Here is a 15,001-nt window from a genome sequence, read left to right as displayed (position 1 = left end):
ACTTAATTGAAAACAGAATGCCCGCCCAGGCGATAACGATCACCCGGCGAGGTTAAAATTGCGAAAGAAACGACACCGGTTCGAGACCAGGTGCGGCGTTTTATTTGTAAACAAGCGGTGTGTTCTTGGGTTTGCAGGTACTCACAAACCTCGCCTTTGGCAACAACCGCAGATATTTCCTGGCTGGCTTCCGTTAGCGGTGCCACCCGGGATAAATATTCATGAGGGGTAATAAACTGGAAATCCTGCTCAGCATATTCTGGTAATAAGCTGGCATTGACATAGCGCTGCTCCAGTTGCACTGGTAAGCCGTTATTGCAGTGCAAAATAACCGATTGAAACACTTTGCTGCCTACGGAGATTTGCAAATTTTGGCCAATCTCCTCACTGGCTTCGATAGCATCGAGTTGCAGCAATTTGGCAGAATAGTCGCCGCCATTTTCATTGATTTCATCTTTAATACTGCGAATCTCTAGCACTGAAGACTGAGATTTAAAACTGGAAACAAAGGTGCCGGCACCTTTAGAACGACTTAATACACCTTCTTCGGTTAGTTCCTGTAAAGCCCGACGTGCAGTCATTCGTGAAACCTGAAACTGCTCTGCCAATTCATTTTCCGAGGCGACTTTTGCAAGCTCCGGTAACTCACCAGATTCAATCTGCCCACGGATATGATCTTTAATTTGGGTAAATTTTGGAGTGCTCATCTTGTCTGCTAACTGCCCGGCTTTATTGAACCTTGAAAATCAAAATGCTCAGGGTTCATTGAATTATATAGCATGGAGGAAATTTCCCACGCCGCTAACTTGTATATACATCTTAATGGGGAGGATCATAGACGATCTTTGTTGTATATACAAGTTGTGTGCAATTAGCGTTAACGACCAGATGTTTGGTATTTCAATTTTAGCGCTTCGATTTCTTTAAGCAGCGTAGCTGAAGGCTCTGATTGATATTGATTCTCAAGGGTTTTGATTTGTTTAAGCAGAACAACTTTCGGTGGCACAAAGCCTGCATCGCCGGACCTCTCGAGCTTCTTCAAACTTCTGGCAATGCAATCTTCAATATATTGTATGGTACACACCCTAGAATCGAATCGTGATGAGTTGATTGAGTTTTAACCGACTTCAACGGCTGAAACTGTTGCTTTGTGTAGTGAAGACAATGGTCTGAAACATATTTTCTTACACAGAATACCTGGCACTTGGCCGCTCCCTGCAATCTTTTGTGAGAGTTTATGTTAGATTGATGAGAAACAAAAAATAAGAAGCAAAACTATGCTGACAGTCCTACACATTTTTACCGGAACCCTGGCTTTGATATCGGGCATCATCGCTTTTTCAGCCAGTAAAGGTGGCCCACTGCACCGCAAAAGCGGACTAGTTTTTGTTATTACTATGTTGGTCATGGCAGCTACTGGCGCAATCCTCGCCGCGATGAATCAAGAACGTTTAAATACCTTGGCAGGCAGCGTCACTTTCTATCTGGTACTTACCGCACTCTTGGCGGTTCGCCGCTTTAAAACGCTTAATATGTGGCCGGATTATCTGGCAACTCTATTAGGGTTCAGTGCTGGCGTTATCGGTATTGAAATTGGATTGACCGGGATGGCGAGCGAAACAGGCAAGATTGACGGCCAGCCTGCTCAAGTAGCTTTGGTCTTCGCTTTTGTCGCTTTGGCGGCGAGTTTGTTCGATATTCGCTTTATCGTGAAAAAAGCCAAGCTGGGTAAGGGCAGGTTGATGCGACATGTCTGGCGAATGGGAATTGCCATGTTTATCGCCACGGCGTCGCTGTTTCTTGGTCAGTCGCAGGTGTTCCCAGAAGCATTTCGACACATTCAATATCTCGGGGTGCCGGTTATTCTGGTTATATTGCTTACTCTATATTGGCTGGTCAAATTACCGATATGGGGCCTGAAAAGTGTAAGCCCTAAAACTGCCAGAAACGGATAATGCTATGTTTTTAATAATAATTTAGCCGTTTCGAAAAGAATCAGGCGTTTAGAAAAACGCCTGTAAGCCAGTTTGTGCCCGACCTAAAATCAGCGCATGGATATCGTGAGTACCTTCATAGGTATTGACGGTTTCCAGGTTGATCATATGACGAATCACGTGAAATTCATCGGCAATACCATTACCGCCATGCATGTCCCGAGACATGCGGGCAATCTCGAGCGCTTTGCCGCAGTTGTTGCGTTTTACCATTGATATCATCGTTGGATCAAAATCCTTCTCATCAATCAAACGCCCAACCCGAAGCGATGCCTGCAAGCCTAAGGTTATCTCTGTTTGCATGTCTGCGAGTTTTTTCTGGAATAGCTGAGTCTGAGCTAAAGGCTTATTAAACTGATGACGATCCAAACCATACTGACGTGCGCGATGCCAACAGTCTTCAGCAGCGCCCATAGCGCCCCAGGAAATCCCATAACGAGCCATATTCAAACAGCTAAATGGACCGCGTAATCCGCGAACTTCCGGGAACATGTTTTCTTCTGGAACAAACACATTATCCATAACAATCTCACCGGTAATCGAGGCTTTCAAGCTCATCTTTCCTTCAATTTTCGGTGCCGACAGACCTTGCATGCCTTTTTCCAGAACGAAACCGCAAATCTGATTATCATCGGCTTCACTTTTCGCCCAGACAACGAATACATCGGCAATCGGTGAGTTAGTTATCCACATTTTGCTGCCGGTTAGCTGATAGCCACCGGGTACTTTTTTCGCCCGGGTTTTCATGCCTGCAGGATCGGAACCAGCATCGGGTTCGGTCAGGCCGAAACAGCCAATCCATTCACCCGTGGCAAGTTTAGGTAGGTATTTCTCTTTTTGAGCTTCACTACCCCAGGTATAAATTGGGTGCATAACCAAAGATGACTGCACACTCATCGCACTGCGGTAACCGGAATCGACCCGTTCCACTTCACGGGCAACCAAACCATACGAAACATAGGAAACACCCGGACAACCATAGCCATCAATGGTGGCGCCGAGTAAACCCAGTTCACCGAATTGACGCATAATATTGGCATCGAAATGCTCTTCACGATTGGCCATTAAAATACCAGGTTGTAATTGCTCCTGACAAAAATCCCGAGCCATATCGCGGATCATCCGCTCTTCGTCATGCAATTGCCTGTCTAAAAGCAGGATATCTTGCCAATTCGATTTATTGTTAGCCATGTCTTAGTGCCCTATTAAAAGATGTTCATTTCATTATGTGATGAAATTTATTTGTTTGCATCTTGAATATATAACTTACAGAAAATTGCTGGTAAACCTCGCCTTTTACATGATATGAATAGTGAAAATTTCCGAATAGGGCAAAGAGATGAGAGCTTTAGGTACCTTTGATATTAACCTGGAACCGCAACGTGACGAAGTCGCGCCGGTTGGTCGAATGACAATCGATAAGACTTATCAGGGTGATCTTAACGGTTCAGGCATTGGTCAAATGATAAGTAAACGTACCCCTGATGGTCATGCCGCTTATGCCGCAATTGAAGAGTTCGATGGCGAGGTCAATGGTAAGTCCGGTGGTTTTACATTATTGCATCAAGGATTGATGTCTGCGGATTCTCAGCAGTTACATATTCAAATTATCGAAGGCTCAGGCCATGGTGAGTTGGCTGGGATAAGCGGCACATTAGATATCATTCAATCTGAACAAGGCCACAGCTATGAGTTGCGGTTTGAATTGAGCGAAGACTAACCCCGATTCTCCCTATCCTCCTAGTTTGCCTCTAACAGCTATTGCGGTTAGAGGTTTTTTAATGAGCAAACTCCAAATCCCGATTTTTTATAAGAAAGTAATAATTCGGGACACCCACGTAAAGAATGTTTTCGGAATTTTGGCACAGCCATTAAATTTATCTAAACCGTTTTAGTAAAAATCAATTCAAATCATTAGGTTAGTTTGATTTCGTTCTGTAATTACGCAGAAATTATGCGAGTCTCCTAAATTAATCACTTCAAATTGAGGGGGGCCAGAGTTGATTAAAATTTACAGACGAGTGCGCAAGTGCACCGTGGATGGAACAGGTACCCATTTCACGGTAGGTCGCAGCGTTTATGACTGAGGAGCAACGAAGGTTTGGGGCTTATCTATAAAATTAGCAGGCGTTGTACCAACCAGACACTGGCAACCGTACCAATGGCATAAGCCGGTATTAGCTTGCTCCAGTTGGATGTTTTTAATGGTATTTTTCTTATTATTTTTCTTGTTAATGCAATAGTAGCGAGCACTAGCAATATGAAAAATATCTGGCCCAACTCCACGCCAATATTAAATGCCAGCAGTGCCAAAATGATCTCATTTTCGGGAATACCGATTTCACCTAATGCGCCAGCGAATCCCATCCCATGCAATAGGCCAAAGCTTAACGAAACCAACCATGGATATTGAGCCGTAATGCTTGGTTTGCCACGATGAATGGCAACCATTTCTCTGGCCAGAAATACAATAGACAGGGCGATAATCGCCTCTACAGCCCTTGAAGGAAGGCTAAACCAGTTTAAGGTAACGGCGGCAAGGGTAATACTGTGAGCTAGCGTAAAAAAGGTAATGGTCCATATCAGCTTACGAATGCTTTTAATAATGATTATTAGGGCTAGGACAAACAATAGATGATCAAGGCCAATAAGGATATGTTCAAAACCAAGCAACAGATAATTTATCGCAACATCCACAGCTGATGGTTCTAATGTTTGCGGAACCTGATAATTGATGGTTTCGGTATTTAATAAGCCATTGTGAAGGGATCCGGAAGGAGTAATAAAACGCAGAATTAAATCGTAATTCGAACCCTGAAGCCCTTCTACGGTGAGTGACATACCTGCAAGCCCGCCGGCTCTGGAAATTTGCCAGTTTTGTAGGTGAGAAGCCCCCTGAACCCGGTGCGCCGGTTGACCCAGTACTTTGGTTTTATCATCAAATATGACTTGTAAAACTGGCATGGCTTGCTGTTTTACCGGGACTTTTAAACTGACCTGGTAGGTATCATCTTGCTGCCAGGCAACGGTTAATGAGGCGGGACGAAAATCATCGGCGAGAGTATTTTCGCTGAAAAATAATCCAATAATTACCAGAACCAGATGAAAGCTGAAGGTAAATGCTTTCATTACGAGCCATCTCCCCGAGCTTCGGGCCATTGAACTTCTATTTCATATTGCTGCAACATGGTTTGTTCATACGCTTTTTTGAAAACCTGAGCCTGTTGATATTGCCAGTCTAACGTCACTTTTCGCTTGATTTGAGATAGCGGGATTGCCGTTTGTGGTTGTCGTTGTTGAATTTTTACGAAGTGCTGGCCATAACTTGACGTAACTGGTCCACTCCAGGTATCTATTGGTAGCTGTTTAAGCTGGTCTGCGAAATAAAGCCCAAACTCTTTGCCAATAAAGTCAATGGGCGCATCCTGATAATCGGAAGGCAGAAGGATGGGGTCACCTTGGGGGGCTTCGCCTTGTTCAATACGAGTTTTCTGGGTAGCTAAAAGTTGGGTGAACTCGGCTTCAGGCCGGTCATCGGAGATATAGACCTGGGCAAAGGTTACTTGAGCTTTGTTTTGATAACGTTCAATGTTTTGTTGATAGAAAAGACTAAGTTGTTCTTCCGTTGGCGTTGACAGGGTTGCCATTTCATCAAGCAGATATTCCATCTTTTGACGAAGACGCCGCTCGACAACCTTATCGTTTTGATCCAATCCCAGCTTACGGGCCTGATGCAGATACACTTGGTTAAGTGCAAAGCTTTCAATGGAAATTTCTAACTCTTCCATCGTTGGTTGTCTTTCATTGCGCCTGGCAAAGTCATTGCGCAATTGCTCGATTCGACCTTCCGATACAAGAATATTTTGAGTCTCTGGCTGAGCTTCCTCTTTGGCGATCATCACGATCACAATAGCTAGCACTAAGAAGTGAGTTAACGGCTCTGTTACTATTTTCCTGAGCATGGTTGGCATATTGTTAGCATTTCTTATTTTGTAAATTGTAGGAGGTCGTGGTCGACCTCTGCCGACCACCGTATAAAAACTGAATTACTGCGGGCTATACCAAATTGGCGACGTATAAGCGCGCTCCTGGCCAACTAATTCAGCTTCTTCAGGTATTTCTGCGCCAAGGCGAACTTTGTCGTATAACACCCAACGAGGTGTTGGTATTTCGAGTACACGAACGTAGTAAAATGCCGATTCTTCGGCATCGAAATCTGGATCTGTCCAGATTGCGGTTAACTGTGCATCACCTATGCTGTTGCTCCATGTTGCTGTTTCAACATCCACGGTATTGCCCACAGGCTCTTTACAACGGCCATCTGAGTCAATCTTGCGGTCGTCAGAAACGGCTACATCATAAATACGCTCGTGTAACTTACCGTCTCTATCCAGCCAGCCTTTGATAATTTGTACTCTGTCTAGGTTGCCGCTCAATGGGTCTTTCATTGCCGAAACCATAAAGCTGGGCGCTTTTCCGCCATCGGCATCTTTGAGATCGCCGCCCATGGGTACGCCTTTTTCATAACCTATAGCCACTGCATTACTGCCATGTAAATCGTCTTCTGAATAATCCCAGCCGCCAAAAAAACGGACAATCATTCTTGGACCAGTCGTAGCGTAGGTTTCTTTACGCTCAATTGCATCGTAGATAGAGTGGCGAGTATTTTCAGCGGCCCAAACGCCGGTGTAACCTGAAGATACGATTTTGTAGCCTTCAATTTTACCAGCTTTTGATTCAACAAATGGATGTGCTACCCGTTCTTTGCTTGGCTCGGCGCTAACGGATTTGCCGAAAAAGTTATCCTCATCGGCGGTAGCCAGTGATGTGTGGCTATCGGTTGCTCCGCCAACACCAAATTTGTATGGGTTAATGCCTAATTGCTTTTCCAGGAGCAGCCCCTGCTTTAACGCTTCTCGGCCATATTCACCTTTGAGCATCTCAGGTTCTTTTAACTCTGATAAATCTAAATTACCCACGTCCCAGTTTTCATAATCAGCGAACTCATCATCTGGGGATAAGTATGGGTGTGCTTCACCATCACCTTTGATTTGAGTAACCTCATAGTGGGGCTCCCATTTCGCTCGTTCGGTCACGTACTGTTTATCAACCTTGCCACCATGATAGGTGTCGGTTGTCGGAAACATCCAGCCATTGGATAGATTGCCGTTGTGGGCGAATGCGAACGCTTTACCGCCAGTTTTGCTTTGATAGTCTTCTAGCCACTTATACAATGATTTGGGGTTTGTATCACCTGATGGTAGCTGCGTCGTTGCGGGAACAACTTGCAGCGCCCTGTCGGCGTTATCGCGAAAGATAACATTGCGGTGCAAATTAAAACCTTTGGGCACTGAGGTCCACTCAAAACCAATAAATGCGGTAAATAGACCCGGTTCGTTGTGTTTTTCTGCGGCTTCGACAATTTCCTTCCAGACGCTATTAAAGACATCTGAACCTGGACTGTAATCTCTGACAAACTCCTCAGGCAGCGTCATCTGCGAGAAGTTTTGAATTAAATCAAAGGCGGCTTTCCCCGCTTCCTGTCCGCCTTTCTTAAAGGCCTCATGGTATTCGCGGCCTTTATCAACTTCTAAAATGTTCTCACTGCCGTTTTTAATATCATCGGCGATCCCCATCAGATCGGTGTGATCTGTGATGATCATCCAATCAAGTGGTCGTGCGAGACGAACCGGCAACCCCGTTGATGAAGTAACTTCCTCACCTTTGGCAAATCGGTATGCCTCATCAAGCCCAACGGTGTTACCAAATAAGCCTGCATCCAGAGATAAGCCGGTGTGGACATGAGTGTCACCCCAGTAAACTATGGTGGGCATATTATTTGTTGCTGGCGGTGAATAGTTTTTATCTGTTTCAGAAGATTCAGAGGAAGATGCGTGGGTAATGGGTATTATCGAGCTTAAAATGCCGGCAAGTATTAAGCTGTATTTAAATTTCATCGTCTACTCCCAAGAACAGTTCATGAATAGAAAGCCTAGTACAAATGCTAAATCTGTAAATTGAAATATAAATAAATCAGTAAATTAAGATAATGGTCCTGGGAGTCGTGTGAGGTATTCAAAGATTAAAGCAGAAGAAAGTTTAGTTTATCTTGCCGTTTAGGCGATAATTGAGTGCTAATAACAATAACGTCAACGAAGTCGGTACTGCATTAGCGCGCTTCTATAACCTTTAAATCTGCCGGAACTTTCTCTGGTGGAACTTTGGTGGAGTGAAACTGCTGCAGCTTCCAACCCTGATCAGTTTTGACAACCACAACGCTTTCCAACCAGGTGATTACGCTTGGGTTATCACCTTCTCCAATTTTTGATTGCGTCCAGTAGTTGTAAAGGGCTAAGTCATCTCGAATATCACTGGAGATAATATTAAAACCATTGGTGCGAGGAATTGGCCCTTTAACAATGCTCAAGGTGATTTCCAGATCCCAGACTTCACCTTGTTCCAGCAAAATAAAATCGTCAGTTACTGAGTTTTTTACTTTGTCTTTATCCCCATCAGAAAGCCCGGAGAAAATATCAATCACAGGTTGAAACGATGGCGGGAATTCTGCTTCGGCGTTCGCCTGAAGTGATAGGGTTAATAAAGTAAAAGCGATAAAAAATGAACGCAATACGCGCACAGGAGTTACTCCTGAATCGTTACAGTAATGGATTAGAGTGTAGGTTTATACCAATTACATTGTGCACAAACTTAGTGTAATTGGTATCAATTAGCCAACAATAAGTGTTCGGCGCTGAAATAAAGGCTGACCTTATCGCCGGGCTCTAAAGGTTGTTGGCTGTCAACGTAAAATGAAATGATGTCACCATAACAGCGAGCACTGGCGGTAACCTGCTTGCCATAGAATGTGGTGGACTCAACAACAGCTTGTAGTTCAATATCTTGTCCTTCACTCTGCGGCGAAAGCGACAGATTTTCCGGGCGCACTAAAAGCCTGTCGTTGTTTGCTAGCTGAATGCCTTGCTGGCCAAGTATTTTTGTTACCTCTGGCGGTAGCTGATTGCTCAGGATTTCATTAAGTGGCCCCATAAAGCGGGCGACAAATGCCGAGTTTGGTTGTTGGTATAAGGCCTTAGGTGTACCGGTTTGCTGGATTTTGCCTTCATCCATCAAAGCGATGGTATCGGCAAAACCGAAGGCTTCATCTTTGCTGTGCGATACAAAAATCGCCGCAACTCCGGATTGTTTGATGATATCGCGAATTTGCGCAATTAATTCAAATTTCACCTTGGTATCGATATTAGAAAATGGCTCATCCAGTAACAGCAGATCCGGTTGATAAGCTAAAGCACGGGCGAGTGCTACCCGTTGTTGTTGGCCACCAGAAAGCTGGTTGGGGTATTTGTCACTGATATCCGGTAACTGCACTAAGGCCAGCATTTCCTGCACTCTTGCCTGGCGCTGAGCCTTATCGAGTTTGCGAAGGCCATAAGCAATGTTTTCAGCAACGCTTAGGTGTGGAAATAACGCGTAGTCCTGAAAGAGCATACCAAGATTTCGTTTTTCCGGAGCGACTGCCAAACCGTCGGAATTGACCGTATTGCCATTTATCTCGATATCGCCTTTATCCACATTGATAAGGCCGGCAATGGTTTTTAATAGCGTGGTTTTGCCGCAGCCGCTGGAGCCAAGTAAACAGACAATTTCACCCTGGGCAACGTTCAAATCAACACCATGCAAAATGGTTTGCTGCTGATAACTGACTTGTAGTTGGTTAATGGCCAATACCATGAACGACTCCGCTATTATTTTTGTGTGGCAACATCACTGTCATGTGATGGCGTATTGCTTGGATTTACCTTATCATCCGAATCAGGCTTTTTCTGTAGAGAACCTTCTGACATTCGGTTGACGATAAGTAATGGTATCAGACCCAGAATAACAATGCTTAGCGCCGCCAATGAAGCGAGCTCTAGTTGCTCGTCACTGACATACTGATACACATAGGTGGCCAGGGTTTCGAATCCAAAAGGTCGAAGTAGTAACGCCGCTGGTAATTCTTTCATCGCTTCAATGAAAACTAACAAACCACTGGTTAATAAAATGCGTTTTAACAACGGCAAGTGAATGCGAAACGCCGTTTTAGTAAAACCTCTGCCCATAGAACGACTGGCCTGATCTAGGTGAGGTGAAATTTTACTCATACTTTCCTGCACAGAGCCAATGGGAATGGCACAGAAACGAACCACATAGGCAAAGATAATGGCAAATATCGTTCCGGTTAAGAACAGGCCAGGTTGCCAGTTGAACCACTCAACAAGCAGATCATTGCTCCAGAATTCCAGTGCGGTCATCGGAATTATGATACCTATGGCTAATACCGTGCCGGGTAGGGCATAGCCCATGCTGGCCATTTGCCCGGGGATTGGCTGCATCCAGGCACGTTTTGATTGCCCGGATTGTTGAGATTGGCGCAGGCCAAAGTTAACGACTAAGGCGACAATAACCGCGAATACTGCCGCGATTAGGGCGATAAACAGGCTCTTGGTACCATATTCAATGAATTCCTGGCTCCACACCTGATCGTAATAATCAAAGATAAAGCCGCACAAGACTAGGGTTGGCAAAATGAATCCTGCGAATAACACCGCAGCGGCAAAACTGGTGGCAAGCCAGGCTTTTACACCAGTTAACTGATACATTTCACTGTTATCAAAACTGTCATTGCGTGAGTAATTTTGTTTGTCGATACGCTGTCTTTTTTCGATAGCAAGCAGCAAAAATATCATTGCTAACATCAACACCGATAATTTGGCCGCAGCAGCAAGGTTGTAGTAGCCAAGCCAGGTGTCGTAGACCGCAGTGGTCATGGTATTGATGGCAAAATAATGCATGGTGGCAAAATCTGCGAGGGTTTCCATACCAACCAGGGCTAAAGATGCGATGATAATGCCGCGAGCCTGGGGAACACTTATGCGCCAGAAACTTTGCCAAGGGGTATCGCCGAGTAAACGACTGGCCTGCATCTGTACCAGGTTATTTTGGGAAAAGGCACTTCGTAAAAACAAATAAACATAGGGGTATAACACCAGGGCCAGGATAACACTGGCGCCGGGAATCGAACGAATATCAAAAAACCAGTAATCTCCAGGGCTTTGCCAGCCAAAGGTGTTTCTCAGCCAGATTTGTACCGGACCTGCGTAATCGAAAAAATCACTGTAGATATAGGCAACGATATAAGCTGGCATCGCAAGAGGCAGGACTAATGCCCAGGAGAAAAAGCGTTTGCCCGGGAATTTACACATGGCGACCAGCCAGGCTAAGGGCAGGCCGATTAATAAACTGAGCAGGCAGACACCGATAACCATCAATATCGAATTGCTGATGTAATCAAATAAAACCGTATCTGCAAGCTGCGCAAAAATCCCCTCAGAGCTTTCCATGGCGGTAAATACCAAAGCCAGAGTCGGTGCAAATAAGACAGCGACCAATAAAAAGCTGCCAATTTGCCAGGGACGTTTTACGATTGTTGTTATCGCCAAAAGGGTTATCCGTTGTGTTTATTCATTTTGTTTATTCGATGCTATCGGTAAAACAAAAAAGGATGACGTAATCGCCATCCTTTTTCTAATACCAATTACATTCATTAATTGGTATTGTCTCGATTAAGCCTGTGAATTATAAATCAAACTTAACCTGATCGAGAAGACGTAATGCATCGGCGCGGTATTTTGCCGCTTCGCTGATGGCAATACTGTCAACTTTAAAATCGCCCCAGGAAGCAACAAGCTCTGATAACTCAACACCTTCTTTTACCGGGTATTCATAGTTCACGGATGCATACATACCCTGGGCTGTATCCTGAGTTAAAAACTCGATTAATTTCAGCGCACTATCTTGGTTTTTGCTGTGCTTGGTCAGCACAACACCACTAACGTTTACGTGAGTGCCACGGTTGTTCTGGTTCGGGAAGTTGATGTTTACCGCATCCGCCCAGGCTTTCTGATTCTCGTCGGTGATCATTTTACCAAGGTAGTAGCTATTGCCTAAAGAAACCGTACAAAGACCTTCTTTGATGGCTTTAACCTGGCCACGGTCATTACCTTGCGGGCGACGGGCTAGGTTGTCTTTAACACCTTGTAACCACTCAAGCGTTTTCTCTTCACCGTGATGAGCAATCATCGAAGAAACCAGGCCAAGGTTATAAGGGTGCTTACCACTGCGGGTACAGATTTGACCTTTGTATTCAGCCGTAGCTAAATCTTCGTAGTTAATATCAGATTTATCGCCTAAGGTTTTGGCGCTGTAGATCGCACGAGCACGTTTGGTAAGCGCTACCCAGTTTTCATCACGAAATTGTGCAGGAACGTTTTTGTTCACTTCTTCGCTGTTGATGGTTTGGGTTAGACCCGCTTCTTCAAGTTGCAATAACACCGCAAAGTTTGATGTTAAAACGATATCTGCCGGAGAAAGTTTACCTTCACGCTGCAGACGCTCAACGATACCGCTTTTCGCGAAAACAACATTGGTTTTGATACCAGTTTGCTCGGTGAATTTTTCTAAGATTGGTTCAATCAGGAAAGGTTGACGGTAAGAGTAAATGTTTACTTGCTCAGCCAGTGCACCGAATGCACTACCCATTAAAGCCGCAGCCAGAATAATCTTTTTCATAATCGACAGTTTTATTGTTAGTTAATGAGAATAATTATCATTAGCATAGCAATTATGCTTTACCAACTCTAGCACTAATTTAGCAAAAATCTGAATATTTGCGATAAGTCTCTAATTTGTTGGGATTAGTTGCCGCTTAATTGAGACCTGTGAGAATTGATGCTTTGACGATAAAAAATACGATAAAAAGGACACCCACTCTATCCGCGCTTTTGAAACCAAATGAGAGATCATCAAAGTGGATGTCCTGAAAGTGATGCTTCCTAGCGTAGTGAGTGGGTTAAGGGAAACTGGAGAAAACGGGACTCCCACTATATCCGGGAACTGAGATCATGAAAGTGGATGCCCCAAAATCGTCGCTATTATCCTTGCCAATCTTGTCGAAACAATCGACTAAGGGTTTTGGTTGGTAAAAGTCATTCGATAACCGCTACCGCTGGTCTCGTCGCTTTCCAGCAAAACAAACTGATTGAGACTGGTTTCATCTAAGACTAATAACTCCGATGCCAGAATAATGTCACTACTGTCATCTTGAGCAACCGCGTAAACTTCATAGGTGTTATTACTCATGTTAATTTCTGTTGGTGTCGCAAACCAGGCAGTCCGCCAGTGTTGCGCCGTTTCAATGAGCTCATCGCTACGCACGAAATACAGGCGAATACTGGGGTAGTCATCATCATTCACCAGGTTCAGTAACTGCATGTTGTGCTGATATAGGGATTCATTAAGGTTGTTTTCAACTACCATGGATTGAATTTTGACTTCCACTTCATCAACAAAACCGTCACCGTCTTCATCCACATCACCGTCACCATCGTGATCGACATTCTCCTCACTCAGATAGAAAAATACGGTCTTAAATACGTTTTCACTCAAGGTAACCAGGTGATTACTCAATAGCGGTTGCTCGGTTTCGCTGGCGGTTAGATTAATGCTGTAATCGCCGCGCTGCGCCGCGTAGGCGTCGCTGAATTCACCAATAGCTAATGAATCGACCGATATTTCATCGCCGATGGTGGTGAACATAGTGCTGATCTGACCAATGTAATCAGGCAGCAAATCATGGGTTTCGATACCGTTATAAACGCGAAACTTTCCAGACTCGCCGTAATTTTCCAGATTCAAATAACTAGACCATGACAGGATATCCAAACTGAAGGCCGACTCACCAACACCATTGCTCGGTTTAATCATCAGCAGGTACTGGTTCGCATAAGGGAAATTTACCGAATCGGATTTAAATAAAACCTCATCGTCGCCCGGCAAGGTCAGATAAAAGATGTATTCTTCCTGATCCAGTTTCTGGTTATCGCTAAGTTGCTGATATTCAAATTGCGTTACCGGCATTGCTTCATTAAAGGTTTCATTGGCAAGGGATACGTGCAATTGCAAAGAATCAAACTGGTTGTGAAGATTTAGTATCGAGAAGTTGAACAGCTCTTCATCGTCATCATTGTCGTCATCGATAATAGGCAAGTTGTATTGAATTAAGGAAGAGTTACTGATGTCGCCATTCAAAACGAACAGGGAAAGCTGATCTTTTTCAATGCTAACTTCAGTTTCATGGACAATGGTCAGATCATCACGTGAAGATGAATCGTCACTTTGCCATGCAACTTCGAGGAAGTAATCGATGTTATCGAGATCTCGGGTTGCCGTCGCTTCTCCGTAGCCGATGTATGAATAGGTTGCTTCTAATGCGTCGTCATCTTCATCGTCTAAATCTTCATCGATGGTGAAGAACATCTGTGGGGAGTTGCTCGAAGCGTTGTAAAACTTGATCGCTCCATAATCTGCTTCCGAATCACTTTCACTGCCACCACAGGCGGAAAGTAATCCCATCAAAGCACTGAGAAATAGCAATTCAAACGTCCTGGATTTGGTCGGTCGAATCAATTTATCGCGCATAATTTGTCTCCATTGAATTGTTGTTATGGTTGCTGGCAAATAACTTTATTAAAAATTGTCAGCGTTCAATGGAGTTTATTTTTATCCATCTGGTTCCTTTGAAGCATCCTCCTTTACCTAACTTTACACACCCTCATATGACGTTGACGGAATCTTGACAAAACTGTGCTTTCGGCAGGAGCAAATTGGGGACACCCACAAATCTATTGGTTTTTATAATTGGGGACACCCACAAACATTCATGCCCTAAGCAATTATTGAGCGCTGCAGGAGGAGGAACATCCTAGAAACACCCTCTGCTATTCACATCATGTTTCTCCATCATGAGAAGCTTTAGCTTGTGGGTATCCTGAATTGGGAATTATGTGGGTGTCTCGAATTGGGGATTAGGTGGGTGTCCCGAAGTTGCCGGAACTTTGCGGAAGTGGCGATGGTGAACTTTACTTAGGTAATTGGTTTTAGGCAGTAAT

General features: G+C 44.3%; 13 protein-coding genes. 2 read left to right on the top strand and 11 right to left on the bottom strand.

Annotation, left to right across the window (positions count from 1 at the left end; all coding sequences use genetic code 11):
- Positions 1-2: 2 nt before the first annotated feature.
- Entirely contained in the window at positions 3-707 is a 705-nt protein-coding gene (hutC, locus tag FNC98_RS14325) for a histidine utilization repressor (RefSeq protein WP_144034984.1), read from the bottom strand.
- 170 nt (positions 708-877) lie between these two features.
- On the bottom strand, positions 878-1,084 hold the full coding sequence (locus FNC98_RS14320) for a hypothetical protein (RefSeq protein WP_144034983.1): 207 nt from the start codon (positions 1,082-1,084) through the stop codon (positions 878-880).
- Between the two features lie 193 nt (positions 1,085-1,277).
- On the opposite strand from FNC98_RS14320, the gene FNC98_RS14315 reads away from it, so the two are divergent.
- Entirely contained in the window at positions 1,278-1,955 is a 678-nt protein-coding gene (locus FNC98_RS14315; RefSeq protein WP_144034982.1) for a hypothetical protein, read from the top strand.
- Positions 1,956-2,003: 48 nt separating this feature from the next.
- Here the strand turns inward: FNC98_RS14315 and FNC98_RS14310 are convergent, their stop codons facing one another.
- Positions 2,004-3,185: an acyl-CoA dehydrogenase gene (locus FNC98_RS14310; RefSeq protein WP_144034981.1), complete on the bottom strand. Its 1,182-nt coding sequence runs from the start codon at positions 3,183-3,185 to the stop codon at positions 2,004-2,006.
- Between the two features lie 148 nt (positions 3,186-3,333).
- Here FNC98_RS14310 and FNC98_RS14305 point away from each other — a divergent pair, with 148 nt between their 5' ends.
- Positions 3,334-3,714 carry a DUF3224 domain-containing protein gene (locus tag FNC98_RS14305; RefSeq protein ID WP_144034980.1) on the top strand — a complete coding sequence of 127 codons (381 nt, stop codon included), beginning with the start codon at positions 3,334-3,336 and terminating at the stop codon, positions 3,712-3,714.
- 392 nt (positions 3,715-4,106) lie between these two features.
- Here the strand turns inward: FNC98_RS14305 and FNC98_RS14300 are convergent, their stop codons facing one another.
- The 8 genes from FNC98_RS14300 to FNC98_RS14265 all read right to left on the bottom strand — a co-directional run bounded on the left by FNC98_RS14300 (position 4,107) and on the right by FNC98_RS14265 (position 14,531).
- Positions 4,107-5,123: a HupE/UreJ family protein gene (locus tag FNC98_RS14300; RefSeq protein WP_185967988.1), complete on the bottom strand. Its 1,017-nt coding sequence runs from the start codon at positions 5,121-5,123 to the stop codon at positions 4,107-4,109.
- On the bottom strand, positions 5,123-5,965 hold the full coding sequence (locus FNC98_RS14295; protein WP_144034978.1) for a peptidyl-prolyl cis-trans isomerase: 843 nt from the start codon (positions 5,963-5,965) through the stop codon (positions 5,123-5,125). Before FNC98_RS14295 ends, FNC98_RS14300 begins: the two co-directional genes overlap by 1 nt.
- A 75-nt stretch (positions 5,966-6,040) precedes the next feature.
- A complete protein-coding gene (locus FNC98_RS14290; RefSeq protein ID WP_144034977.1) occupies positions 6,041-7,951 on the bottom strand; it encodes a DUF3604 domain-containing protein in 1,911 nt (636 codons plus the stop codon).
- A gap of 212 nt (positions 7,952-8,163) precedes the next feature.
- The gene (locus tag FNC98_RS14285; protein WP_144034976.1) at positions 8,164-8,631 is read right to left on the bottom strand and encodes a hypothetical protein; all 468 of its coding nucleotides are present in this window, start codon (positions 8,629-8,631) and stop codon (positions 8,164-8,166) included.
- Positions 8,632-8,717: 86 nt separating this feature from the next.
- Complete coding sequence (locus tag FNC98_RS14280; protein ID WP_185967987.1) at positions 8,718-9,743, bottom strand: ABC transporter ATP-binding protein; 1,026 nt, start codon at positions 9,741-9,743, stop codon at positions 8,718-8,720.
- Between the two features lie 14 nt (positions 9,744-9,757).
- Complete coding sequence (locus tag FNC98_RS14275; RefSeq protein ID WP_144034975.1) at positions 9,758-11,494, bottom strand: ABC transporter permease; 1,737 nt, start codon at positions 11,492-11,494, stop codon at positions 9,758-9,760.
- Positions 11,495-11,630: 136 nt separating this feature from the next.
- Entirely contained in the window at positions 11,631-12,623 is a 993-nt protein-coding gene (locus tag FNC98_RS14270; RefSeq protein WP_144034974.1) for an extracellular solute-binding protein, read from the bottom strand.
- Positions 12,624-13,016: 393 nt separating this feature from the next.
- A complete protein-coding gene (locus tag FNC98_RS14265; protein WP_144034973.1) occupies positions 13,017-14,531 on the bottom strand; it encodes a hypothetical protein in 1,515 nt (504 codons plus the stop codon).
- Between the last annotated feature and the right edge of the window lie 470 nt (positions 14,532-15,001).

Source organism: Thalassotalea sp. PS06 (genome assembly GCF_007197775.1).
Classification (GTDB): Bacteria; Pseudomonadota; Gammaproteobacteria; order Enterobacterales; family Alteromonadaceae; genus Thalassotalea_A.
Note: the sequence above shows the minus strand (reverse complement) of the source record. Positions and strands in the feature narration are given on the sequence as shown.

Coding starts and splice junctions, on each gene's coding strand:
- FNC98_RS14315 (WP_144034982.1), top strand. CDS start 1,278: ATGCTGACAGTCCTACACATTTTTACCGGAACCCTGGCTTTGATATCG.
- FNC98_RS14300 (WP_185967988.1), bottom strand. CDS start 5,123: ATGAAAGCATTTACCTTCAGCTTTCATCTGGTTCTGGTAATTATTGGA.
- FNC98_RS14290 (WP_144034977.1), bottom strand. CDS start 7,951: ATGAAATTTAAATACAGCTTAATACTTGCCGGCATTTTAAGCTCGATA.
- FNC98_RS14310 (WP_144034981.1), bottom strand. CDS start 3,185: ATGGCTAACAATAAATCGAATTGGCAAGATATCCTGCTTTTAGACAGG.
- FNC98_RS14305 (WP_144034980.1), top strand. CDS start 3,334: ATGAGAGCTTTAGGTACCTTTGATATTAACCTGGAACCGCAACGTGAC.
- FNC98_RS14265 (WP_144034973.1), bottom strand. CDS start 14,531: ATGCGCGATAAATTGATTCGACCGACCAAATCCAGGACGTTTGAATTG.
- FNC98_RS14280 (WP_185967987.1), bottom strand. CDS start 9,743: ATGGTATTGGCCATTAACCAACTACAAGTCAGTTATCAGCAGCAAACC.
- hutC (WP_144034984.1), bottom strand. CDS start 707: ATGAGCACTCCAAAATTTACCCAAATTAAAGATCATATCCGTGGGCAG.
- FNC98_RS14270 (WP_144034974.1), bottom strand. CDS start 12,623: ATGAAAAAGATTATTCTGGCTGCGGCTTTAATGGGTAGTGCATTCGGT.
- FNC98_RS14295 (WP_144034978.1), bottom strand. CDS start 5,965: ATGCCAACCATGCTCAGGAAAATAGTAACAGAGCCGTTAACTCACTTC.